Below are 22,783 nucleotides of genomic sequence, written 5' to 3'. Positions count from 1 at the left end.
TAGAAGATGTCCACCAATCCGCAGCCAGATCAACCCTCTACCCATCACAGTGAACTGATCTATCGTCTTGAAGATCGCCCACCGCTGCCGCAAACGCTGTTCGCCGCCGGTCAGCATCTGTTAGCCATGTTTGTTGCCGTGATCACTCCTGCCCTGCTGATTTGTCAGGCTCTGGGCTTGCCTGCCCAGGATACCCAGCACATCATCAGCATGTCGCTGTTCGCGTCGGGCGTGGCGTCGCTGCTGCAAATCAAAACCTGGGGACCAGTGGGTTCAGGCCTGTTATCGATTCAGGGCACCAGCTTTAACTTCGTCACGCCGCTGATTATGGGCGGGATGGCGCTGAAAAATGGCGGTGCTGATGTGCCTGCCATGATGGCAGCGCTGTTTGGCACGCTGATGGTCGCCTCCTGTACTGAGATGGTGCTGTCACGCGTTCTGCATCTGGCGCGCCGGATTATTACGCCGCTGGTCTCCGGGATCGTGGTGATGATTATTGGTCTGTCGCTGATTCAGGTCGGACTGACGTCGATTGGCGGCGGCTTTGGCGCCATCGCCGACCACAGTTTTGGTGCCCCGAAAAATCTGCTGCTGGCAGGTGCGGTGCTGCTGGTGATCGTGCTGCTGAATCGCCAGAAAAATCCCTATCTGCGCGTCGCCTCACTGGTAATCGCGATGGCGGTCGGCTATTTGCTGGCCTGGGCGCTGAATATGTTGCCCGCCGCCAGCACGCCAGCCGATCAACCGCTGATTGCGGTGCCGACGCCGCTCTATTACGGGCTGGGCTTCGACTGGAACCTGCTGATTCCGCTGATGCTGGTGTTTATGGTGACCTCGCTGGAGACCATTGGCGACATCACCGCGACGTCGGATGTCTCCGAGCAGCCGGTGAGCGGTCCGCTCTACATGAAGCGTCTGAAGGGCGGCGTGCTGGCTAACGGCCTTAATTCCTGCGTGTCAGCGCTGTTCAACACCTTCCCCAACTCCTGCTTCGGCCAGAACAACGGCGTCATCCAGTTAACCGGCGTCGCCAGCCGCTACGTCGGCTTTGTGGTGGCGCTGATGCTGATTGTGCTGGGCCTGTTCCCGGCGGTCAGTGGACTGGTGCAGCATATTCCTGAGCCGGTGCTGGGCGGTGCCACCATTGTGATGTTTGGTACCATCGCCGCCTCCGGCGTGCGCATCGTGTCACGCGAGCCGCTCAACCGTCGCGCAATTATGATTATCGCGCTGTCGCTGGCGGTAGGACTGGGCGTATCGCAGCAGCCGCTGATCCTGCAATTTGCGCCTGAGTGGTTGAAAACCCTGCTCTCTTCCGGCATTGCGGCGGGTGGGATTACCGCTATCGTGCTTAACCTGATTTTTCCGCAAGAGAAGTAAGGCTCACGACGGGCTTCGGCCCGTCTGCTATTTAGTCGGATTTACATCCAGGCTGTTGAGCTGTAACGGTAATTCAGGCATAACAACCTCTCACCGGATTTAACTCGGGAAGGATGCTATGAAATTTCTTGGAAAGTTTTTCCTCACCTTACTTTTGCTGCTGCTGTTCATCCTGGTGGTGATCTATGTGCTGCTGCAAACACAGTGGGGTGCAGGCTGGTTTAGCCGATGGGTGAGCGACAAAACGGAGTGGCATCTCTCCCTGAGTAAAATTGAGCACAACTTCTCCTCACCCTCTCACGTCATTCTGGATGACTTCAGCTTTGGTCACGATGGTCAGCCTGCGGTTCTGGTGGCAAAACGCGTTGATCTGGGCCTGGCACTGGTGCAGTTCAGCGATCCGCTGCACTTCAGCAGCATCGAACTGCGTGACGGCGAAGTTAATCTGGCCAACCTGACGCCCACAAGCGCGTTGCCGATTCAGGCTCAGCGCCTGCAACTCAACAACATGCGTATCGACAGCCCCAACAGTGCGCTGCCGCTGTTCGCGCGGCAGGTGAACGGCGGTATTCTGCCGTGGAAACCCACCGCCAGCGATATGCTGGGCCGTGATGCCCGCTTCCAGATGAGTGCAGGCAGCATGACGCTGAATAAGGTGCCCGGCGAAAATGTGCTGATTCAGGGAAGCGTCTCGCAGGGCCGGATGGTGTTCAACAATGTCGGTGCCGACCTGGCGCGAGGCTCGATGACCGGCAACGGCGAGCGTGACGCGCAGGGCAACTGGAAAATTAACCAGCTGCGGCTGAATGATATTCGACTGCAGACCGCCAGCAGCCTGAAAGAGTTTCTGCGTAATGCAGACGCGGTACCGTCGATTGCGATTACCCGGCTGGATGTTACCGATGCGCGTCTGCAGGGGCCTGACTGGGCGGTGACCGATCTTGATCTGACCCTGCGCAATCTTAACTGGCAGGGCAATGACTGGCAGAGCAATGACGGTTCGCTGGCGCTGAATGCCAGCAACTTTATTAACGGCGGGCTGGAGCTTAACGATCCGATCGTCAATCTGGACTTTTCTCCGCAGGGTATTGCGCTGACACAGTTCAGTTCACGCTGGGTCAACGGTGTGATCCGGGCAGAGGGTGACTGGTCGCGCGCCGATAAACGCCTGACGCTGAAGACCCTTGCCGTCGCCGGGCTGGAGTATACCCTGCCGCAGGACTGGCGCGATCGCTGGCAGGCACCCCTGCCTGACTGGCTCGACAGCGTGCTGGTGACGCGTTTCACCTCAAACCGTAATCTGATTATCGATATCAACCCGGCGTTTCCTTTCCAGCTGACGTCGCTGGATGGCAGCGGCGAGAACCTGTTGCTGGCTCGTCAGCATCAGTGGGGCATCTGGTCTGGTAAACTGAGCCTGAATGCGGCGGAATCGACCTTTAATCGCACCGATCTGCGTCATCCTTCGATTACGCTGAGTGCTGACCCGCAGCAGATTCAGGTGACTGAGCTAAGTGCTTTCAGCGATAAAGGATTGCTGGAAGGGCATGCGACGGTTGGCCAGCAACCCGATCGTCCGCTGGCGTTACAGCTGACGGGCCGTGCCGTGCCGGTGAATGTGTTGCAGAACTGGGGATGGCCGGCGCTGCCGTTAACCGGTGACAGCAACCTGCAGTTGCAGCTGAATGCCGCGTTAAAAGCCGGTCAGCCGCTGCGGCCGACCACCAATGGCAGTTTGTCGGTGACCACCGACAGCCAGCAGTTACAGCAGACCCTGCAGGCTGGTCAGGTGCGATAACAAAACAGGGCCGGTTTTACCGGCCCTGTTCATCAGTTAATCCGCGCGCCGGAACCGCCCTCTTCCAGCGGTCCGTCAGGATCGGCCGGCAGCACGATGTAAACCCCTTCAAACACCGCCCCGCGCTCTTCATCCCCGAACAGCTCCACTTCAAGCTGCACACGCGCTTTACGGCCTCGCGCCAGACGATCGAGATCGCCGCTTAACGAGCCGAGATCGGCGATGGCGCCCGGACGACCGCTGATCGGCTGGCTGTAACGAATATGCGCATCCGCCAGAATGATGGTGCCACCAAGATGACGTTCACGCAGCAACAGCCAGATTAATCCCCAACCGGTGAGCGTCGCCAGAGAGAACAGGCTGCCCGCGAACAGCGTCTGATGCGGATTCTGGTTGCCCGCTTCCGGCATGGTGGTAATAAATTTCTGGCCGGTATACTGCAGAATGCGCACCCCCATTTTTTCGCTTAGCGGGATATGCGCATACCAGGCCTGCTGCAGCTGACCGCACCAGTCGGCGCGATGTAGAATATCGTCCAGCGTCACCACCGGCTTGATCATCAGAAAATGGCGTACCGGCGTGGTCTGTGGAGCGGTGATCTCACCCTGGTTGACGTAGCCCAGCTTGGCGAAAAAGGCGACGGCGTCTTCACGCGCGCTACAGGTAACGCGCTTAGCCCCTTCCTGACGCGCCACCGACTCCAGCGTCATCGCCACCAGCGTACCCAGACCTTTGCCCTGTACCGAGGGATGGACCGCCATAAAGCGAATCGCCGCTTCATTGTCGGCATTGATATACAGACGTCCTACCGCGACCGGCTGCCCCTGTTCATCCACCACCATCTGATGATGGGCTAAGGCATCCCAGGCATCCCGCTCGGAACCCTGCGGCTGGCGCAGCGGTTTTCGTAACATTTCCCAGCGGAACTGGTAATAGATATCCAGCTCTTCCGCCGTCTGGGGCACGCGAAGATGATACATAAAATGTTTCTCTCGTTCGGAGCTTGCGTGGCTCATCCCTTGCCGCTCGGCTGACGATCTCACACCTGCAACCAAAACGTTACAGGACCATCATTCACCAGCGCGACCTGCATATCCGCAGCAAAGCGGCCATTTTCAGTGGTGATGCCCTGCCGACGACAGCAGTCGCTGAAATACTCATACAGGCGTTCAGCTTCCGCCGGTTCCGCGCCGCCGGAAAACGAGGGACGCATCCCCTTTTGCGTATCCGCCGCCAGGGTAAACTGCGAAACCACCAGCACGCTGCCGCCTGCCTGTTTGACGCTCAGGTTCATTTTGCCCTGCTCATCACTGAAGATGCGATAACCCAGTACGCGTTCTGCGAGACGTTCCGCACGCTGTGCGTCATCGCCTTTTTCCACGCCCAGTAACACCAGTAATCCGGCACCGATTTCACCTGTCACCACGTGATCGACGCTGACGCTGGCGCGCTGCACGCGTTGAATCAATGCAATCATGTTTCCTCGCGTTCTTTTTCTCTGTGCTGTTGTTTTAACTGACGATAGTCGGCTAATGCGACAGTAATTTCCGCACCTAACAACACAATACACCAGGTCCAGTAGACCCAGAGGAACAGAATCGGGATCACGGCCAGTACGCCGTAGATCAGCTGATAAGAGGGGAACATAGTAACATAGAGCGCGAAAGCCTTTTTACCCAGCTCAAACAGCGCGCCCGCCACCAGCGCGCCAATCAACGCATCGCGCGGCGGCACCCGTTGGGTAGGAACGATACTGTAGAGCAGCCAGAAGGCGAACCAGGAGAGCAGTAACGGGAAGATGCGCAGTACCTGATCGACCAGGCTGGTCACGCCGGTGGCGTTTATCCAGCGCAGTGACAGCAGATAGGAACTGATGGCCAGGCTGGCGCCCGCCAGCAGCGGACCGAGCGTCAGGATCATCCAGTAAACCGCAAAAGAGTAGACCATCGGCCGCTTCTTATCGCTGCGCCAGATGGTATTGAGTGCAGTATCGACCGAATGCATCAGCAGCAGCGCCGTGACGATCAGGCCGACTGCGCCGACCGCCGTCATCCGATTGACGTTGGCCACAAACTGCTCAAGGTAGCGCTGCAGCGTGTTACCCGCAGCCGGCATCAGGTTAGTAAAGATGAAGTGCTTTAACTGCACGCTGATATCGGAGAACACCGGAAACGCCGCAAACAGGGCGAAGACCACCGCAATCAGCGGCACCAGCGCCAGTAATGAGACGAAGGCCAGATTCCCGGCCTGGGTCGTCATGCCATCCTCATCAACCCGTTTCCACAGCAGTTTGAGCCACAGCCAGAACGCATGTAGCCCGGGACGAAATTTACGTGACGTCATGGGTTAAGGCTGACCTGCGAACCAGTCAGGCACCGTTTTGCTGTCAGTAACCAGCACGCTTTTAATCCCCAGCGCCCGCGCCGCGTCAATATTCTGCTGGTTATCGTCAAAGAATACCGCCTGGTCGGCGCTGACGCCTTCCGCTTCCAGCACGTGCTGATAGATCCGCGCTTCGGGCTTACGCATTCCCAGCTCCTGCGACAGATAGAGCGCATCGGCCGCGTGCTGCACGTCCGGGTACTGAGTCGGCCAGAAGGCGCAATGCAGCTTGTTGGTATTGGAGAGGATCACTACCCGATGCCCCTCCAGCCGCAACCGGTTCATCAGCGCCAGCGTTTCAGGCCGCACGTCGACAAACACCGCCTGCCAGCCGGCGGTGAACTGCTCGTAGCTCAGGGCTATCTCCAGCTTTTCACACAGCGCTAACGCGAAATCCTCATCGCTGATTTCACCCCGTTCATGCTGTTCAAAGGCCTCATCCATCTCGAAATGACTTTGCAGTGACGCCAGCGGCACGCGGCTAAGGTCACTCCAGACACCTAACACGCGGTTAAAATCGATATCAATGATCACATTGCCCAAATCAAAAATGTACAACATGGTGCGCCTCCTTCGGTTCCCTGGAGTATTCACTCTAGCGGCAAAAGTGCAGGCTGAACAGCTAACCTCAGAGAGAAAAACGCAAACGCTGACCGGCGCGTGATGCGCCTGTCAGGCAACACCACTTATCGCTGGCCTGGTGGCAACAGACAGGAATAGCAGGCAAAAAAAAAGCCCCGATAACGGGGCTTTTCATCAATTAAAGGCGCAGATTATGCGTCTTTAGGACCACGTGAAGCACGTTTACGGTCGTTTTCAGTCAGGTGACGTTTACGGATACGCACGGACTGTGGCGTAACTTCTACCAGTTCGTCATCATCGATGAACTCGATCGCCTGCTCCAGCGTCATCTTGATTGGCGGCACCAGAGTAGTCGCTTCATCCGTACCAGAAGCACGCATGTTGGTCAGCTTCTTACCGGTCAGACAGTTGACTGTCAGGTCGTTAGAACGGCTGTGAATACCGATGATCTGGCCTTCATACACTTCTGCACCGTGACCCAGGAACAGCTTACCGCGGTCCTGCAGGCCGAACAGCGCGAACGCAACGGCTTTACCCTGACCGTTAGAGATCAGTACGCCGTTCTGACGCTGGCCCACTTCGCCCGGACGAATATCGTCGTAGTGGCTAAAGGTGGAGTACAGCAGACCGGTACCTGAGGTCATGGTCATGAATTCGTTACGGAAGCCGATCAGGCCACGGCTTGGGATCACGTAGTCGAGACGTACGCGGCCTTTGCCATCCGGATCCATGTTTTTCAGATCGCCCTTACGCTCACCCATGGCTTGCATGACTGAACCCTGGTTGTTCTCTTCGATATCCAGCGTTACGTTCTCGAATGGCTCTTGTTTACGGCCATCGATTTCGCGGAAGATAACTTTCGGACGGGATACCGCCAGTTCGAAACCTTCACGACGCATGTTTTCGATCAGAACAGACAGGTGCAGCTCACCACGACCTGATACGCGGAACGCGTCAGCATCTTCGGTTTCTTCAACACGCAGCGCCACGTTGTGTACCAGTTCTTTGTTCAGACGCTCAAGGATCTGACGTGAAGTCACGTACTTACCTTCTTTACCGCAGAACGGTGAGGTGTTGACGTTAAAGAACATGGTTACCGTTGGCTCATCCACGCTCAGCGCTGGCAGCGCCTGAACATTTTGTGGATCGCAAATGGTGTCAGAGATATTCAGCTCGCCCAGACCGGTGATGGCGATGATGTCGCCCGCTTCAGCCAGGTCGCTGTCGATACGCTCCAGACCCAGGTGAGTCAGCACTTTACCGACTTTACCGTTACGGGTTTTACCTTCGCTATCGATAATGGTGACTTGCTGGTTAGGCTTCACTTTACCGCGCTTGATGCGGCCGATACCGATAACACCCAGGTAGTTGTTGTAGTCCAGCTGCGAGATTTGCATCTGCAGTGGCGCTTCAGCTTCAACCTGTGGTGGAGAAACGTGGTCAACAATCGCCTGATACAGCGGAGTCATATCGTCCGCCATATCGGTGTGCTCCAGACCTGCAATACCATTCAGCGCCGAGGCGAAAATGATAGGGAAGTCGAGCTGCTCGTCGGTCGCGTCGAGGTTAACGAACAGGTCGAATACCTGATCAACAACCCAATCCGGACGCGCGCCAGGACGGTCAACTTTATTGATAACCACAATCGGCTTCAGACCATGCGCGAACGCTTTTTTGGTCACGAAGCGAGTTTGCGGCATAGGGCCATCCATCGCATCTACAACCAGCAGCACCGAGTCCACCATGGACATGACGCGCTCAACTTCACCACCGAAGTCGGCGTGTCCTGGGGTATCAACGATGTTGATACGGTAGTCATTCCACTTAATGGCGGTGTTTTTTGCGAGGATGGTAATCCCACGCTCTTTCTCCAAATCATTGGAGTCCATCACGCGCTCGGTTGCTTCGGTACGGGCATCAAAAGTACCGGATTGTTGCAGCAGTTTGTCAACCAGGGTGGTCTTTCCATGGTCAACGTGCGCGATGATGGCGATGTTACGCAAATTTTCGATCACAGCTTTGCCTCAGGCATTAGAAATAGCGCGCTATTGTACACGGATTAAGCGGAAGACTGAACACGATCACACTTTTCACTGAAAGTTTATTGCATTGCCGCAAATTCGCACTGTTCCCGGTGCAGAAAATGCACTAAGTTGGGCTGTTGCACCACTTTAGTGCTTAACGATCGACCAAAAGCACCATAATAGTGCACTGAGACTATCGTGGTGCAGCGACCGGAGGACAAAAAGGTGCACCACAGGGCGATTTAACCGACACGGAGAAAGTTGGCACAGAATTCGCTTTATCTCTTTTAAGCGCAAACGCCAGTCAGACGACGGTTGAAGAGCGTGCCGGAATAGCCAGGTCAGGGATGGCAGTAGTCAGAAACGCATTCCCGGCAACGACGTTCCCTCACCATGTAGACAATGACCATTTCCAGGAGAGTTGAGTATGTCCGCTGAACACGTTCTCTCGATGATGAACGAGCATGAAGTTAAGTTTGTTGACCTGCGTTTTACCGATACCAAAGGTAAAGAACAGCACGTTACTATCCCTGCTCACCAGGTTAACGCTGACTTCTTCGAAGAAGGCAAAATGTTCGATGGCTCCTCCATCGGTGGCTGGAAAGGCATTAACGAATCAGACATGGTGCTGATGCCTGACGCTACTACGGCGGTCATGGATCCTTTCTTTGAAGATTCTACGCTGATCATCCGTTGTGACATTCTCGAGCCTGGCACCATGCAGGGCTACGATCGTGACCCACGCTCAATTGCTAAGCGCGCTGAAGATTTCCTGCGTTCTTCCGGCATCGCTGACACCGTGCTGTTTGGGCCAGAGCCTGAATTCTTCCTGTTCGATGACATCCGTTTCGGTTCATCGACCTCCGGTTCACACGTTGCTATCGACGATATCGAAGCGGCCTGGAACACCGGCAAAGAGTACGAAGGCGGTAACAAAGGTCACCGTCCAGGTCTGAAAGGCGGCTACTTCCCGGTGCCACCGGTTGACTCATCACAGGACATCCGTTCTGCCATGTGTCTGACGATGGAGCAGATGGGTCTGGTGGTTGAAGCGCATCACCACGAAGTGGCGACTGCGGGTCAGAACGAAGTGGCAACCCGCTTCAATACCATGACCAAAAAAGCCGACGAAATTCAGATCTACAAATATGTCGTGCACAACGTGGCCCACGCCTACGGCAAAACGGCGACCTTTATGCCGAAGCCAATGTTTGGCGACAACGGTTCAGGTATGCACTGCCATATGTCACTGTCTAAAGGCGGCCAGAACCTGTTCTCCGGTGACAAATACGGCGGCCTGTCTGAAATGGCGCTGTTCTACATCGGCGGTATCATCAAGCACGCGAAAGCGATCAACGCGCTGGCGAACCCGACCACCAACTCCTACAAGCGTCTGGTCCCTGGTTACGAAGCCCCGGTTATGCTGGCGTACTCTGCCCGCAACCGTTCAGCCTCAATCCGTATCCCGGTTGTAGCCAGCCCGAAAGCACGTCGTATTGAAGCGCGCTTCCCGGACCCAGCGGCTAACCCATACCTGGCATTCACCGCACTGCTGATGGCTGGCCTCGACGGCATCATCAACAAGATCCATCCTGGCGATGCGATGGATAAAAACCTGTATGACCTGCCACCGGAAGAAGAAGCTGAGATTCCAAAAGTTGCTGGCTCGCTGGAAGAAGCGCTGAACGCCCTGAACGAAGACCGCGAGTTCCTGACTCGTGGCGGCGTGTTCACCGACGAAACCATCGACGCTTACATCGAATTGCGTAAAGCAGAACTGGACCGCGTCCGCATGACGCCACATCCGGTAGAGTTCGAGCTTTACTACAGCGTTTAATTGGTCAGACGTTTTTGTTGCCGTGGAAACTTTCAGCCCATCTTCGGATGGGCTTTTTTCTCCGCGAATTCACCGTTCATTCGCCTTCATTTCGGCTTAAAGACTAAAATGCACTAACTTAGTGCAGAGGAACGCTGTATGGCAACTGGCTCTCTGCCCGATGCAGGGCAGATTCTCAACGCGTTAATCAACAGTATTTTGTTGGTGGATAACGACCTGGTTATCCACTATGCCAATCCGGCGGCGCAGCAATTACTGGCGCAAAGCTCACGTAAATTGTTCGGCACGCCGTTACCGGAACTGACCGGCTACTTTTCGCTGAATATTGAGGTGATGCGCGAGAGTCTTGAGGCTGGCCAGGGATTTACCGACAGTGAAGTCACGCTGGTAGTCGATGGACGCGCGCACATCATGTCGCTGACCGCCCAGCGTTTGCCCGATGGCTTACTTCTGCTGGAAATGGCGCCGATGGATAATCAGCGTCGTCTCAGTCAGGAACAGTTACAGCACGCTCAGCAGGTAGCCGCGCGCGATTTGGTGCGCGGCCTGGCGCATGAAATCAAAAATCCGCTGGGTGGATTACGCGGTGCCGCCCAGTTGTTATCACGCGCCCTGCCCGATCCGTCGCTGAACGAATATACCAAAGTGATTATTGAACAGGCGGACCGGTTGAGAAATCTGGTCGATCGCCTGTTAGGGCCGCAGCAGCCCGGCATGCACATCACCCAAAGCATTCACCAGGTGGCTGAGCGCGTAGTGAATCTGGTGTCGATGGAGCTGCCGGATAACGTCTCTCTGGTGCGTGATTACGATCCCAGCCTGCCGGAACTGCCACACGACCCCGATCAGATTGAACAGGTGTTACTCAACGTCGTCCGTAATGCGCTGCAGGCGTTAGGCGACGAGGGCGGCACCATTATTATTCGCACCCGTACCGCGTTCCAGCTCACGCTGCACGGCACGCGTTACCGTCTGGTGGCGCGGATTGATATTGAAGATGATGGCCCCGGCATTCCCGCCCAGCTGCAGGATACGCTGTTTTATCCGATGGTCAGCGGCCGGGAAGGCGGAACCGGTTTAGGCCTCTCCATCGCCCGTAGCCTGATTGATCAACATTCAGGAAAAATAGAATTTAACAGTTGGCCGGGACACACCGAGTTTTCGGTTTACCTGCCCATTCGCCAGTGAGGTTTCTATGCAACGAGGGATAGTCTGGATCGTCGATGACGATAGCTCCATCCGCTGGGTGCTTGAACGCGCGCTCACTGGAGCCGGTTTAAGCTGTGCCACCTTTGACAGCGCAAAAGAGGTGCTGGATGCCCTCTCGACCAAAACCCCGGACGTTTTATTATCAGATATCCGCATGCCCGGTATGGATGGTCTGGCGCTGCTGAAGCAGATTAAACAGCGTCACCCGATGCTCCCGGTCATCATAATGACGGCCCACTCCGATCTGGATGCTGCGGTCAGCGCCTACCAGCAAGGGGCGTTTGATTACCTGCCTAAGCCGTTTGATATTGATGAGGCGGTTGCGCTGGTAGAGCGTGCCATCAGTCACTATCAGGAGCAGCAACAGCCGCGTAATCAGCCGGTCAGCGGACCGACCACCGATATCATTGGTGAGGCCCCGGCAATGCAGGACGTGTTCCGCATTATTGGCCGCCTGTCGCGATCCTCCATTAGCGTGCTGATCAACGGCGAGTCCGGTACCGGTAAAGAGCTGGTGGCGCATGCGCTGCATCGCCACAGCCCACGGACCAAAGCACCGTTTATCGCGCTGAATATGGCCGCTATACCGAAAGACCTGATTGAATCAGAACTGTTCGGTCATGAAAAAGGGGCCTTTACCGGCGCTAACCAGATTCGCCAGGGCCGCTTTGAGCAGGCAGATGGCGGCACGCTGTTTTTAGATGAGATCGGCGACATGCCGCTTGATGTGCAGACCCGTCTGTTACGCGTGCTGGCCGACGGTCAGTTTTATCGCGTCGGCGGCTATGCGCCGGTCAAAGTCGACGTGCGTATCATCGCCGCAACCCACCAGAATCTGGAGCTGCGGGTGCAGGAAGGCAAGTTCCGTGAGGATCTGTTTCATCGCCTGAATGTGATCCGGGTGCATTTGCCGCCACTGCGTGAGCGCCGGGAAGATATTCCGCGGCTGGCGCGTTACTTCCTGCAGGTTGCCGCGCGTGAGCTAGGGGTGGAGGCGAAGATCCTGCATCCGGAAACCGAAGCCGCGCTCACCCGTCTGCACTGGTCAGGTAACGTGCGTCAGCTGGAGAATACCTGTCGCTGGCTGACCGTAATGGCGGCGGGTCAGGAAGTGTTGATTCAGGATCTGCCTGCCGAACTGTTTGAGTCCAGCACGCCGGAAAATCCGGTGCAGTCGCTGCCGGACAGCTGGGCAACCCTGCTGGCACAGTGGGCCGACCGCGCGCTGCGTTCCGGTCATCAGAATCTGTTGTCAGAAGCGCAACCAGAGATGGAGCGCACGCTGCTCACAACCGCCCTGCGCCATACTCAGGGTCATAAGCAGGAAGCTGCCCGGTTGCTGGGTTGGGGACGTAATACCCTGACGCGCAAACTGAAAGAACTGGGGATGGAATAAGCATCCTGATACGGGCTGAGGGATCTCAGCCCGTTTTCAGATCACCCGTGAAAACTGCTGCTGACGCGCTCTCTGACGCAGGTAGCGATCAAAACACATACAGATATTGCGGATCAGCAAGCGTCCCACCCCCGTCACCTGCAAGCCGGTCGCCGCTTGCACCACCAGCCCATCCGCCACTAACGGTTTCAGCAGCGCCAGGTCTTCGGCAAAGTAGTCGGCAAATCGGATACCCCACTGGGTTTCAACCGCCGCAAAGTCGAGCGAAAAGTTGCAGATCAGGGTTTTAATCACCTCACGACGCAGACAGTCATCATCGGTTAACGCTACGCCACGCCACAGGCCGTTGCCCTGCTGCTCTACGCTGCTGTACCAGCTATTGAGCACTTTCTGGTTCTGGGCATAGCTGTCACCAATCATGCTAATGGCAGAGACGCCAAGCCCGAGTAAATCGCTGTCGCCCTGAGTAGTGTAGCCCTGGAAGTTACGGTGCAGCTCTCCTTCGCGCTGGGCAATGGCCAGTTCATCCTGCGGCTTCGCAAAATGATCCATGCCAATGAACTGGTAACCCTGCTGCGTCAGTGTGGCGATGGTCTGTTGCAGAATATCCAGTTTTTGCTGTGCCGACGGCAGTTCGTCATCTTTGATTTTACGTTGGGCAGCGAACAGCGCGGGCAGATGCGCGTAGTTGAATACGCTTAGCCGATCGGGATTCAGCGCCAGCACCCGCTCCAGGGTGAAGGCGAAGCTGTCCGGCGTCTGGAGCGGTAAACCGTAGATCAGATCGATGCTGGTTGAGCTGAAACCCTGCTCGCGCGCCCGAGCCATCAGTCCGAAGATGACCGCTTCATCCTGTACCCGATTGACCCGCTGCTGCACCGCTTTGTTAAAGTCCTGCACGCCCATGCTCAGGCGATTGAACCCCAGCGCGCGCAGATGATCGATAACATCCAGCTCAATTTCGCGTGGATCGACCTCGATCGACATTTCGGCATCGTCCGCCACCGTAAAATGCTGCTTCAGCACGGCCACCAGCCGGCTAATCTGCGCCTTATCGAGAAAGGTCGGTGTGCCGCCGCCCCAGTGCAGTTGCCGCACCTGACGCTGACGGAACAGCGGTGCCCGCTGAATAATTTCCTGCTCAAGCACATCCAGGTAGCGGTCCGCTTTATGACGCTGGCGCGTGACTATTTTATTGCAGCCACAGAAGTAGCAAAGACGATGACAGAAAGGAATATGGACGTAGAGCGACAGAGGACGTTCTGGATAGCGCGCTACCGCACGCAGGAAATCAGGCTCGGCATACTGCTCGCTGAACTCCAGCGCAGTGGGATAGGAGGTATAACGTGGCCCGGCGTAATTGTATTTCTCAATCAGCGCCTGGTCCCAATCAATCTGCAGCGATGGCATGCTCACTCCTTCCGGTGACGTCGTCTAAGAGAAGGTCGCGATGAAGAAGGGATGAAAGGTGAGCGGGACGAAACCCGACGTAAACGTTGCTTCAGACGCGACAGGCGACGTAGTTTAAACAATAACCACAGCAGATAACATGTCGTCAGCAGCGCGAAAATTGATCCAGGCCAAAACATTGTCGTTTACCTGAGAGGGGCGGCATGCGGAAACCGCATGCCGATCAAATTGGCTTAGTTACCTTTCAGCAGACGGTACATATCTTCTTCCGCCTGCTCGTCATCGCCGTCATCCATGGCGATGCCTAACTGCTCCATCAGTTCGTCGATGCGATCGAGTGCTGCGTCCAGCCAGCCCTGGTCTTCTGCCGACAGCGTTTCGCCATTTTCCAGCCGATCCAGCAGCGCATCCAGACGTTCGTCATTTTCCAGCTTCGCCAGCTCTTCTTCCGGTGTCAGGCGTGCTTTTTTCTCAGCCGCGGGTTTTGCCACGCTTTTCTTCACTTTAGCGGATGCAGTCTGGCCATCGGCAATCAGCGCGACCGGTTTTTTGCTACCGATACGCGGATCTTTAACATTGCTGCCCTGGCGGCCACCGTTGTTGTCCGACGCTGTCGGATTTGCACGGCTGCCTGACGCATGGCCGCGATGCTTTTTATCACGTTTACGATCGCGTGCTTCGTTATTAATATCTTCACGCGATTTGCGTTTGGCTTTGACGGCAGGTTTGCCGTGCGCAGCTCGTGCAGGTTGCTTCATAGTGTTCGGTCCCGGCTTTTTTATTCAGTATAGAATTGCGGCGAAATCTAGCAGAAAGTAGCCAAAGAAAAAAGGCGACAGCTCAAGCTGTCGCCTTATTTCATACCTTCATACGAAGGAATCATGTTTTAAGTCCTTTTCGGCTCGTAACATCCCGGTCAATCCCGCGCCTGCTCAACACCTGAGCTTTTCCTTATCCCTGTCCGGTCCGCAATCCCTGACCATTTCCACTCCATCGCTCTTTGCCTTCCTGACATCCCTGAACGCATCTTCCTGATGTGTGCTGCCGTGCACTGCACACTAATGTAGACCAACTGGTAAAACCCTCAAGTAAGCGGCAGGGTTAGTTGCTGGAAAAAAACACTACATATTCATAATTAACTGAATAGTAATGTTTTTTATTTTTAGTAATTAAAGTAAATAACGACATAACGGGCAACGTCTATGGCAAATCTCTTACAAAAAAGGCGACCGCCAAGCGGTTGAGCACTTTCGCGCCATAACGCGTATAATCGGCGCCATTGCCCTAATGCGTTTTCTGGAGTGTCACTTTGTCTGAACTGAATTATCACGTAACCCATTTTGTCCTGAGCGCGCCGGATATCCGCCATCTTCCCGCCGATACCGGGATCGAGGTCGCCTTTGCTGGCCGCTCCAACGCCGGCAAGTCCAGCGCACTGAACACCTTAACCAACCAGAAAAGCCTGGCGCGTACCAGTAAAACGCCGGGCCGCACCCAGTTGATTAACCTGTTTGAAGTCTCGGAAGGGAAACGGCTGGTCGACCTGCCGGGTTACGGCTATGCCGAAGTGCCAGAAGAGATGAAGCTGAAATGGCAACGTGCATTAGGTGAGTATCTGCAAAAACGACAGGCGCTGAAGGGTCTGGTGGTGTTGATGGACATCCGTCATCCGCTTAAGGATCTGGATCAGCAGATGATTCAGTGGGCAGTGGAAAGCAGCATCCCGGTACTGTTGCTGCTGACCAAGGCTGATAAGCTTGCCTCGGGCGCGCGTAAAGCGCAGCTGACGATGGTGCGTGAAGCGTCACTGGCCTTTATGGGTGATGTGCAGGTCGAACTGTTTTCGTCGCTGAAGAAGATTGGCGTGGATAAAGTACGGCAGAAGCTTGATGGCTGGTTCACCAACCTTGAGCCCGCACGCGACGATCAGGAAGCAGACGAGTAAACCGGACCGGTACATTCCGTCCGTTGAGGCTGTAAAAAGCCCAATAAAAAACGCCCCAGTCACAGAATGACTGGGGCGGCTAAATTCAGCCAAATCCGATTACGTGAAGTAAAAGGTCTGAAAGATAGAACATCTTACCTCTGTACCCTACGCCTCGAACTTTACCTGATTTTTTCTGAGCCACAAAGGCTTTTTTGTCGCTTACTTACATCAAACAGAACTTTTTTTACCATGTACGTCACAAAAACGGCTTCGCGATGTAGTTTAATGACATAAAAAGTGCTTAGCCGATAAGTAGTTAGTGATCTCCTTCAGACTGTGGCGCCATTGCCCGTGGCTGAAGCGATTAAGTAAACGATTTACTTATGCCTCATGCCAGACCCGCAATGACGCCGCAACGCCAGCGCATTGATGCAGATTAGTGGGCTTCATCCCAGTTATCGCCCACCCCAACTTCCACCAGCAGCGGCACGTCGAGCTGCACACTGCCTTCCATCAATGCCTGAATTTTCTTGCTGGCGGCCTCAACGGCCTCAGCCTTGATCTCAAATACCAGTTCATCGTGAACCTGCATAATCATTCTGACGCCGCTCTCTTTTTCCTGCTCTAACCAGCCATCAACTGCAATCATCGCACGCTTGATAATGTCTGCCGCCGTTCCCTGCATTGGCGCATTGATCGCCGCACGCTCCGCGGCTTTACGTCGCATCGCGTTGCTGGATTTAATATCCGGCAGCCACAGCCGGCGCCCTTCGAGGGTTTCGACATAGCCTGTACTGGCGGCCAGCTGGCGGGTATTTTCCATGTAGCGCAGCACGCCTGGATAGCGTTCAAAGTAGAGATCCATATACTTTTTCGCTTCGCCGGCACCGATGTTCAACTGGCGAGACAAGCCAAATGCGCTCATGCCATAGATCAGACCGAAGTTGATCGCTTTGGCGCTGCGGCGCTGTTCTCCACTGACCTTGTCCAGCGCGACGCCAAACACCTCAGCAGCGGTTGCCCGGTGGATATCTTCGCCCTGGGCAAACGCATCCAGCAATCCTTTATCCTGCGAGAGATGCGCCATGATGCGCAGTTCAATTTGTGAGTAGTCGGCCGCAACGATGCGATTCCCTTTGCCAGCAATAAAAGCCTGGCGGATGCGGCGTCCTTCGTCATTACGTACCGGAATGTTTTGCAGGTTAGGATCGGTCGAGGATAAGCGTCCGGTCGCGGTAACCGCCTGATGATAAGAGGTATGAACCCGCCCGCTGACCGGGTTGATCATCAGCGGTAATTTATCAGTGTAGGTGGACTTCAGTTTGGATAAGCCGCGATGTTCCAGAATCACTTTGGGCAACGGATAATCGAGCGCCAGCTCAGCTAAGACTTCTTCGCTGGTTGAAGGTGCGCCGCCCGGGGTCTTTTTGGTCGGTTTAATGCCCTGCTTTTCAAACAGGATAACCTGCAACTGTTTAGTCGAAGAGAGATTAAACGACTCGCCCGCCAGTTCATGCGCCTTGAGCTCCAGTTCAGCCAGCCGGGACGTAAGCTCTTTCGAGTGCTGCGCCAGAATAGCCTGATCGATCAACACGCCATTACGCTCGATACGCGAGATCACGGTGAGCAGCGGCATCTCAATTTGCTCAAATACTTTTTTCGGGCCCGCTTCTTTCTCCAGCTCTGGCCACATCTTCAGATGCAGCTGTAAGGTGACGTCGGCATCTTCCGCGGCATAATGCCCCGCCTGTTCGAGGGCGATTTGATTAAACGTCAGCTGATTTTTGCCTTTGCCGGCAATCTCTTCAAACGTGACGGTTTTGTGGTTCAGCCAGCGTGCGGCCAGGCTATCCATATCGTGTTTGCCGACCACGCTGTTGAGAATGTATGACTCCAGCATGGTATCGAACTTAATACCGGCCAGTTCAATGTCGTAGTTCTTCAATACGCCGCGATCGTATTTGAGATTCTGACCAACCTTCCAGGCGCTGGCATCTTCCAGCAGTGGCTTAAGCTGTGCCAGCACGGCAGCGCGGTCGAGTTGTTCAGGCGCATCCAGATAGTCATGTGCCACTGGCAGATAGGCTGCCTCACCCGGTGCTACCGCAAAACCGATGCCCACGATAGTGGCGCTCAGGGTATCCAGCGAATCGGTTTCCAGATCAAAGGCGAACACCTCGCTGCGCTTTAGTTTCTCCAGCCAGCTTTCAAAGGTCGCCTGATCGAGGATAGTGATGTAGCCATCAGCCGATAAAATGCTGCTGGTCTCCACCACTGCCACCGGCTCATCAGGCAGCCCTTTTTGCGCCTGAGGATTGCTCTTTTTACCCTGCAGCCATTTCCCGTCCTGCAGATCGTTCAGCCAGCGTTTGAACTCATAACGGCTGAACAGCGTCTGTAACGCCGCCACGTCCGGTTCGGTCACCGTCAGTTCTTCGCAAGGCAGCGGCAGCTCAACGTCGGTTTTGATGGTCGCCAGCTGGTAAGAGAGAAACGCCACGTCACGGTTCTGTTCAAGTTTTGCCGCCATGGTTTTGGCACCACGGAACGAGAGTTCGGCCACTTTATCCAGGTTGTCATAGATCGAACGCATGCCGCCCAGTCCCTGCAGCAGCGCCTGCGCGGTCTTCTCGCCCACGCCAGGAACGCCAGGGATGTTATCTGAGCTATCACCCATCATGGCGAGGAAATCGATAATCAAAGCAGGCGGCACGCCATACTTCTGCTCGACCTCTTCCGGTCCGAGGATAGTGTTGGTCATGGTGTTAATCAGCGTGATACCCGGCGTCACCAGCTGCGCCATATCTTTATCACCAGTGCTGATCAGCACCGCCCGGCCTTTTTTCTCGGCCTCAAGCGCCAGGGTACCGATAACATCATCAGCCTCAACGCCGCTGACTGCCAGCAGCGGTAATCCCATTGCGCGCACCATCTCGTGCAGCGGTTCGATTTGCGCTCGCAGATCGTCCGGCATCGGTGGCCGATGCGATTTGTAGTGCTCAAACAGCTCGTCGCGAAAAGTTTTGCCTTTAGCATCAAACACCACAGCAACATGACTTGGGCTATATTGCGTCAGCAGGCTTTTCAGCATATTAAGCACGCCATACATGGCGCCTGTGGGTTCACCTGCACTATTGGTCAGCGGCGGGAACGCGTGGTACGCGCGATAAAGATAGGATGAGCCATCAACCAGAATCAGGGGATTTTCTGCGATTTGCGCCATAAGTCTGTCTATTCTTCGTTGCCATGGATTGGTCTATAAGGATGCCACAGCTTGGCAAGAATGGTGAAATAAGGCGAGCAGCGTCTGGCGTTTTTAACGCTTTTGAGTGAAGGATCGCAACGATCGTTCTGTGGATAACTTTGTGCGTAAAAATTATAACGCGCTGTTTTTTAGGTGTTTAGATAAAAACCGCCCGATTTAAATCATTAAATTTCAATCATTTATCTTATTTCCGTGACCCGATCGCCATTTTTAATTACGTGATCCCTTGTGTGGATATTAAATTTATGCCCAGGAGATGGATAAAAATGCTGTCGCCGATCGCAGGGCAAAAAAAACGCCAGCAGCGCTGGCGTTTAGCGGTCAGGCAGCAGGTTACTTCTGGCTGACCAGGAATTTCACGACGTTCGCGTAATCGGCAACGAAATTATCCATAGAGCTGGTATCGAGACCGCCGTTATTGACCATATATTTGCCATTAACGAAAATCGCCGGTACGCCACGCAGATCAACATCAGCGGCTGCTTTCTGCTGCTGAGCAACCAGCGCTTTTACTGCAAAGCTGTTCCAGGCAGCATCATAATCCGCCGCAGAAATGCCAGCCGCGGTGATAAAGGTCTGTTTCAGGCTGGCAGGATCGGTGATGGTCTGCGTTTTCTGGATACCATCAAAGATCGGCGCGGTGACTTTATCTTCCACACCTAACGCCATTGCAACAGCCCAGGCCTGAGTCACCACCGGTCCCAAATCGCCGCCGAGGAAATCAACGTGGTATTTCACCATCTTAGTCTCAGCAGGCAGATTCTTTTTCACCGCATCATTGACGTGATAAATACGTTCGAACTGATAGCAGTGCGGGCAGAAGAAGGAGAAAAACTCCATCACCTGAGGTTCGCCTGCAACGGGCTTCTGCAGACTGACGTATTGTTTCCCCTCGGTGAATTGTGCAGCAGACGCGCTGAACGCCAGCACTAAACCGATCAGTGCAAACCAAATCTTTTTCATCGTGAAAAACTCTCCTGACTACTTCATTAAAATTGCGGGGTCAGCTGCAAAGGAGGTTCCTGCAACAGCTTCTCCTGCTCGGTAAAAAGCGAAATCTGCCGGCGCCAGAAATCTTCATCTGTCATCCAGGGGAAGGCGCGCGGAAAAGCGGGATCCTGCCAGCGTCGGACTACCCAGGCCAGATAATAAACCATGCGCATCGCGCGTAAAGGCTCAATCAGTGACAATTCATTAATATCAAAGTCACTGAATTCACCGTACGCCTCCAGCAGGATATCCCACTGAATACGCTGTTCCTGCCGATCCCCGCTGATCAGCATCCACAGATCCTGCACTGCCGGACCGTTACGGGCATCGTCCAGGTCGACAAACAGTGGCCCGTCACGCCACAGGATATTACCGGGATGACAGTCACCGTGTAATCGTAGCGGCTGCCACGTACTATGCCAGCGCTGCTGTAACGTGTGCCCCAGCTTGTCGACCGACTGAAGCAGCGCATCTTTCAGTGAAGCAGGTACTAATGCACACTGTTCCAGCACCGCACGAGGCTGATGGAGATATTCATCCAGGCCGATAGTCGGCCGCTGGCTGAACAGCGCTTTACAGCCGGTCTGATGAATCCGACCCAGAAAGCGACCTACCCACTCCATCTGATCTTCATTATCAGTTTCATACTGCCGCCCGCCAAGGCTGGGGAACACTGCAAAAAAGAAGCCGGCGTGACTCTGCAAGGTGTTGCCCTGTAAAATCAGCGGTGCCGCGATCGGTACTTCGTCAGCCAGCAGATCAAGCGCATACTGATGCTCTTCGACAATCTGCTCTGCACGCCAGCGCTGTGGGCGATAGAATTTAGCCACGTAACGGCGTTTCTCATCATCACTAAATTGATAAACACGGTTTTCATAGCTGTTCAGCGCTGTCAGTCCTGATTCGACGCGTATGCCTGTTTCCCACAGCGCATCCAGCAGCACGTCGGGATTCAACGTCTGAAAGTTAAACGCAGCGTCGCTCATCATTTTACCTGTCGTGGCCGGTGTATTTAGCCACCAAGGATAACACTACTCGTCATCTTTAATGACACCCCGTGCGCGTAGCAACGCTGTTTTGAAATCAACTTCGTGATCTTTTTTCAGCCCCGGTATCTCATCATGGCTGCCTGCGTCGCGCATTTTGAGATGGTAAATCAATACGTCATCGGTTAATTCACTTAATGGGCCACGGAATCCAGCTTCCTGTGCCAGTTTCTGTAAGAATGCGATGAGGTTAAGATCGGGTTCTTTTTGCCAGGCGGGTTGTAACAGTTCCATCAATTCGTTCAGACGATGGCATTTCATATCACTTACTCCCGTTTTCAGTATGTCATTAGCGAGGATAATGCCATGACAATGTTAACCGGCGTGATTCTGGCCGGGGGTCAGGGCCGCCGTATGGGTGGTCAGGACAAAGGATTGGTACCACTGAATGGCAAGCCACTGTATCAGCATGTCCTTGAACGGCTAAGGCCACAAGTCGACATTGTGGTGATTAACGCGAATCGCAATATTGATCGTTATCAGTTAAGCGGATGTCGGGTCGTGCAGGACGTGTTTGCAGATTACCCGGGCCCGCTGGCGGGGATCTATAGCGCATTACGCGCTATTGAGGGGGACTGGGCGGTGTTCAGTTCCTGCGATACACCTGCTATCCCGCTTAACTTTGTTGAGCAGCTGGTGCAACAACGCGGCGACGCCCCAGCAGTGTGGGTACGCTCACAGGAGCGCGATCATCCTACGCTGGCGCTGATCCACCGCGATGTTGCTGCGCCACTGCAGGCCTATCTCCAGGCCGGTGAACGCCGCCTGATGCAGTTTTTACGCCATCAGGGCGGACATGCGGTGCTGTTACCGGATGACGAATCCGCCTTTCACAACATCAATACCCCGGATGATCTGGATAAGAGATTTTAATATGTCGCTACCTTTACTGGCTATCACCGGCTGGAGTGGAACCGGAAAAACAACGCTCCTACAGCAACTTATACCGATCCTTAGCCATCAGGGCATACGTAGCGGTTTGATCAAGCATACGCATCATCAGATGGAGGTGGATACACCTGGCAAGGATAGCTATCTCCTCAGGAAAGCCGGGGCGAATCAGGTTATCGTGGCCAGTTCACAGCGCTGGGCATTAATGTGTGAAACACCTGATGAAGGGCACATTGATCTGCCTTACCTGGTGAGCCGGATGGAACATTCTCTACTGGATCTGGTGCTGGTAGAAGGATTCAAAAATGAGGCAGTGCCAAAAATTGTGTTGTGGCGCGCCGGTATCAAAGGTGGCGTAGATGAGCTGCTGGATGAACAGGTGATCGCCGTCGCCAGCGATCAGGCTCTTGCATTGTCGGTACCGGTACTGGATTTAAACCAGCCGGTAGTGATTGCGGCGTTCATTGCTGACTGGCTAAAAGCCCGCTGATGTACGTTTTTGACAGGATTTTAGGATCTGCAGACGTAAAAAAGCCCCGCACTTTCGTGCGGGGCTTCTTCACTCGTTTGATGCCTGGCAGTTCCCTACTCTCGCATGGGGAGACCCCACACTACCATCGGCGCTACGGCGTTTCACTTCTGAGTT

At 54.7% G+C, this 22,783-nt stretch carries 20 protein-coding genes and 1 rRNA gene; 8 read left to right on the top strand and 13 right to left on the bottom strand.

The genetic code is table 11. The annotated features are described in order from the left end of the window. Positions 1-6 precede the first annotated feature (6 nt). Positions 7-1,380: a nucleobase:cation symporter-2 family protein gene (locus tag AABB92_RS21370; RefSeq protein WP_046289510.1), complete on the top strand. Its 1,374-nt coding sequence runs from the start codon at positions 7-9 to the stop codon at positions 1,378-1,380. 118 nt (positions 1,381-1,498) lie between these two features. Beyond that, positions 1,499-3,178 (top strand): AsmA family protein, encoded by a 1,680-nt coding sequence (locus AABB92_RS21365; protein WP_031375166.1) that lies wholly within the window; start codon positions 1,499-1,501, stop codon positions 3,176-3,178. Positions 3,179-3,210: 32 nt separating this feature from the next. Here AABB92_RS21365 and fabY read toward each other — a convergent pair whose 3' ends face one another. The 5 genes from fabY to typA all read right to left on the bottom strand — a co-directional run bounded on the left by fabY (position 3,211) and on the right by typA (position 8,157). Next, positions 3,211-4,158, bottom strand: coding sequence for a fatty acid biosynthesis protein FabY (gene fabY / locus AABB92_RS21360; RefSeq protein ID WP_046289509.1), 948 nt, complete (start codon positions 4,156-4,158; stop codon positions 3,211-3,213). A gap of 59 nt (positions 4,159-4,217) precedes the next feature. Continuing rightward, positions 4,218-4,655: a D-aminoacyl-tRNA deacylase gene (dtd, locus tag AABB92_RS21355; protein ID WP_031375168.1), complete on the bottom strand. Its 438-nt coding sequence runs from the start codon at positions 4,653-4,655 to the stop codon at positions 4,218-4,220. Further along, complete coding sequence (locus AABB92_RS21350) at positions 4,652-5,521, bottom strand: virulence factor BrkB family protein (RefSeq protein ID WP_031375169.1); 870 nt, start codon at positions 5,519-5,521, stop codon at positions 4,652-4,654. The genes dtd and AABB92_RS21350 overlap by 4 nt, the downstream gene beginning before the upstream one ends. Before the next feature lie 3 nt (positions 5,522-5,524). Further along, positions 5,525-6,121 (bottom strand): glucose-1-phosphatase, encoded by a 597-nt coding sequence (yihX, locus tag AABB92_RS21345; protein ID WP_031375170.1) that lies wholly within the window; start codon positions 6,119-6,121, stop codon positions 5,525-5,527. Between the two features lie 212 nt (positions 6,122-6,333). Then, the gene (gene typA / locus AABB92_RS21340) at positions 6,334-8,157 is read right to left on the bottom strand and encodes a ribosome-dependent GTPase TypA (protein WP_046289508.1); all 1,824 of its coding nucleotides are present in this window, start codon (positions 8,155-8,157) and stop codon (positions 6,334-6,336) included. Positions 8,158-8,593: 436 nt separating this feature from the next. On the opposite strand from typA, the gene glnA reads away from it, so the two are divergent. The 3 genes from glnA (at position 8,594) to glnG (ending at position 12,608) form a co-directional block, all read left to right on the top strand. Then, the gene (glnA, locus tag AABB92_RS21335) at positions 8,594-10,003 is read left to right on the top strand and encodes a glutamate--ammonia ligase (protein ID WP_031377263.1); all 1,410 of its coding nucleotides are present in this window, start codon (positions 8,594-8,596) and stop codon (positions 10,001-10,003) included. 138 nt (positions 10,004-10,141) lie between these two features. Further along, a complete protein-coding gene (gene glnL, locus AABB92_RS21330) occupies positions 10,142-11,191 on the top strand; it encodes a nitrogen regulation protein NR(II) (RefSeq protein WP_046289507.1) in 1,050 nt (349 codons plus the stop codon). A gap of 7 nt (positions 11,192-11,198) precedes the next feature. After that, positions 11,199-12,608 carry a nitrogen regulation protein NR(I) gene (gene glnG, locus AABB92_RS21325; protein WP_031377264.1) on the top strand — a complete coding sequence of 470 codons (1,410 nt, stop codon included), beginning with the start codon at positions 11,199-11,201 and terminating at the stop codon, positions 12,606-12,608. A gap of 36 nt (positions 12,609-12,644) precedes the next feature. Here glnG and hemN read toward each other — a convergent pair whose 3' ends face one another. Together hemN and yihI are read right to left on the bottom strand one after the other, a co-directional pair. Then, complete coding sequence (gene hemN / locus AABB92_RS21320; RefSeq protein WP_031377265.1) at positions 12,645-14,018, bottom strand: oxygen-independent coproporphyrinogen III oxidase; 1,374 nt, start codon at positions 14,016-14,018, stop codon at positions 12,645-12,647. A gap of 233 nt (positions 14,019-14,251) precedes the next feature. Further along, positions 14,252-14,776, bottom strand: a complete 525-nt coding sequence (gene yihI, locus AABB92_RS21315; RefSeq protein WP_031377266.1) for a Der GTPase-activating protein YihI — start codon at positions 14,774-14,776, stop codon at positions 14,252-14,254. 551 nt (positions 14,777-15,327) lie between these two features. On the opposite strand from yihI, the gene yihA reads away from it, so the two are divergent. Continuing rightward, positions 15,328-15,963 (top strand): ribosome biogenesis GTP-binding protein YihA/YsxC, encoded by a 636-nt coding sequence (gene yihA / locus AABB92_RS21310; protein WP_031377267.1) that lies wholly within the window; start codon positions 15,328-15,330, stop codon positions 15,961-15,963. Between the two features lie 85 nt (positions 15,964-16,048). On the opposite strand, the gene spfP is transcribed toward yihA, so the two are convergent. The 5 genes from spfP to AABB92_RS21290 all read right to left on the bottom strand — a co-directional run bounded on the left by spfP (position 16,049) and on the right by AABB92_RS21290 (position 21,507). Further along, positions 16,049-16,096 (bottom strand): small protein SpfP, encoded by a 48-nt coding sequence (gene spfP / locus AABB92_RS23530; RefSeq protein WP_071892919.1) that lies wholly within the window; start codon positions 16,094-16,096, stop codon positions 16,049-16,051. A gap of 285 nt (positions 16,097-16,381) precedes the next feature. After that, positions 16,382-19,168, bottom strand: a complete 2,787-nt coding sequence (gene polA / locus AABB92_RS21305) for a DNA polymerase I (RefSeq protein ID WP_031377268.1) — start codon at positions 19,166-19,168, stop codon at positions 16,382-16,384. A gap of 375 nt (positions 19,169-19,543) precedes the next feature. Then, positions 19,544-20,173 carry a thiol:disulfide interchange protein DsbA gene (gene dsbA, locus AABB92_RS21300; protein ID WP_031377269.1) on the bottom strand — a complete coding sequence of 210 codons (630 nt, stop codon included), beginning with the start codon at positions 20,171-20,173 and terminating at the stop codon, positions 19,544-19,546. 26 nt (positions 20,174-20,199) lie between these two features. Continuing rightward, positions 20,200-21,186: a serine/threonine protein kinase gene (locus AABB92_RS21295; protein ID WP_031377270.1), complete on the bottom strand. Its 987-nt coding sequence runs from the start codon at positions 21,184-21,186 to the stop codon at positions 20,200-20,202. A 45-nt stretch (positions 21,187-21,231) separates the two neighbouring features. Continuing rightward, positions 21,232-21,507: a YihD family protein gene (locus AABB92_RS21290; protein ID WP_031377271.1), complete on the bottom strand. Its 276-nt coding sequence runs from the start codon at positions 21,505-21,507 to the stop codon at positions 21,232-21,234. 45 nt (positions 21,508-21,552) lie between these two features. On the opposite strand from AABB92_RS21290, the gene mobA reads away from it, so the two are divergent. Both mobA and mobB read left to right on the top strand, forming a co-directional pair. Continuing rightward, positions 21,553-22,119, top strand: coding sequence for a molybdenum cofactor guanylyltransferase MobA (gene mobA, locus AABB92_RS21285; RefSeq protein WP_031377272.1), 567 nt, complete (start codon positions 21,553-21,555; stop codon positions 22,117-22,119). 1 nt (position 22,120) lies between these two features. After that, positions 22,121-22,627, top strand: a complete 507-nt coding sequence (gene mobB / locus AABB92_RS21280) for a molybdopterin-guanine dinucleotide biosynthesis protein MobB (protein WP_031377273.1) — start codon at positions 22,121-22,123, stop codon at positions 22,625-22,627. A gap of 82 nt (positions 22,628-22,709) precedes the next feature. Here mobB and rrf read toward each other — a convergent pair. Continuing rightward, positions 22,710-22,783: ribosomal RNA gene (rrf, locus tag AABB92_RS23500) — 5S ribosomal RNA — on the bottom strand; the annotation flags it as partial.

The organism is Pantoea brenneri, assembly GCF_038594305.1.
In the GTDB taxonomy this organism is placed as follows: domain Bacteria; phylum Pseudomonadota; class Gammaproteobacteria; order Enterobacterales; family Enterobacteriaceae; genus Pantoea; species Pantoea brenneri.
This window is presented reverse-complemented; position numbering and strand designations above follow the sequence as displayed.

Coding starts and splice junctions, on each gene's coding strand:
- glnG (WP_031377264.1), top strand. CDS start 11,199: ATGCAACGAGGGATAGTCTGGATCGTCGATGACGATAGCTCCATCCGC.
- mobB (WP_031377273.1), top strand. CDS start 22,121: ATGTCGCTACCTTTACTGGCTATCACCGGCTGGAGTGGAACCGGAAAA.
- AABB92_RS21365 (WP_031375166.1), top strand. CDS start 1,499: ATGAAATTTCTTGGAAAGTTTTTCCTCACCTTACTTTTGCTGCTGCTG.
- AABB92_RS21290 (WP_031377271.1), bottom strand. CDS start 21,507: ATGAAATGCCATCGTCTGAACGAATTGATGGAACTGTTACAACCCGCC.
- polA (WP_031377268.1), bottom strand. CDS start 19,168: ATGGCGCAAATCGCAGAAAATCCCCTGATTCTGGTTGATGGCTCATCC.
- glnA (WP_031377263.1), top strand. CDS start 8,594: ATGTCCGCTGAACACGTTCTCTCGATGATGAACGAGCATGAAGTTAAG.
- AABB92_RS21295 (WP_031377270.1), bottom strand. CDS start 21,186: ATGAGCGACGCTGCGTTTAACTTTCAGACGTTGAATCCCGACGTGCTG.
- yihX (WP_031375170.1), bottom strand. CDS start 6,121: ATGTTGTACATTTTTGATTTGGGCAATGTGATCATTGATATCGATTTT.
- hemN (WP_031377265.1), bottom strand. CDS start 14,018: ATGCCATCGCTGCAGATTGATTGGGACCAGGCGCTGATTGAGAAATAC.
- mobA (WP_031377272.1), top strand. CDS start 21,553: ATGACAATGTTAACCGGCGTGATTCTGGCCGGGGGTCAGGGCCGCCGT.
- yihI (WP_031377266.1), bottom strand. CDS start 14,776: ATGAAGCAACCTGCACGAGCTGCGCACGGCAAACCTGCCGTCAAAGCC.
- glnL (WP_046289507.1), top strand. CDS start 10,142: ATGGCAACTGGCTCTCTGCCCGATGCAGGGCAGATTCTCAACGCGTTA.
- AABB92_RS21370 (WP_046289510.1), top strand. CDS start 7: ATGTCCACCAATCCGCAGCCAGATCAACCCTCTACCCATCACAGTGAA.
- dsbA (WP_031377269.1), bottom strand. CDS start 20,173: ATGAAAAAGATTTGGTTTGCACTGATCGGTTTAGTGCTGGCGTTCAGC.
- dtd (WP_031375168.1), bottom strand. CDS start 4,655: ATGATTGCATTGATTCAACGCGTGCAGCGCGCCAGCGTCAGCGTCGAT.
- AABB92_RS21350 (WP_031375169.1), bottom strand. CDS start 5,521: ATGACGTCACGTAAATTTCGTCCCGGGCTACATGCGTTCTGGCTGTGG.
- fabY (WP_046289509.1), bottom strand. CDS start 4,158: ATGTATCATCTTCGCGTGCCCCAGACGGCGGAAGAGCTGGATATCTAT.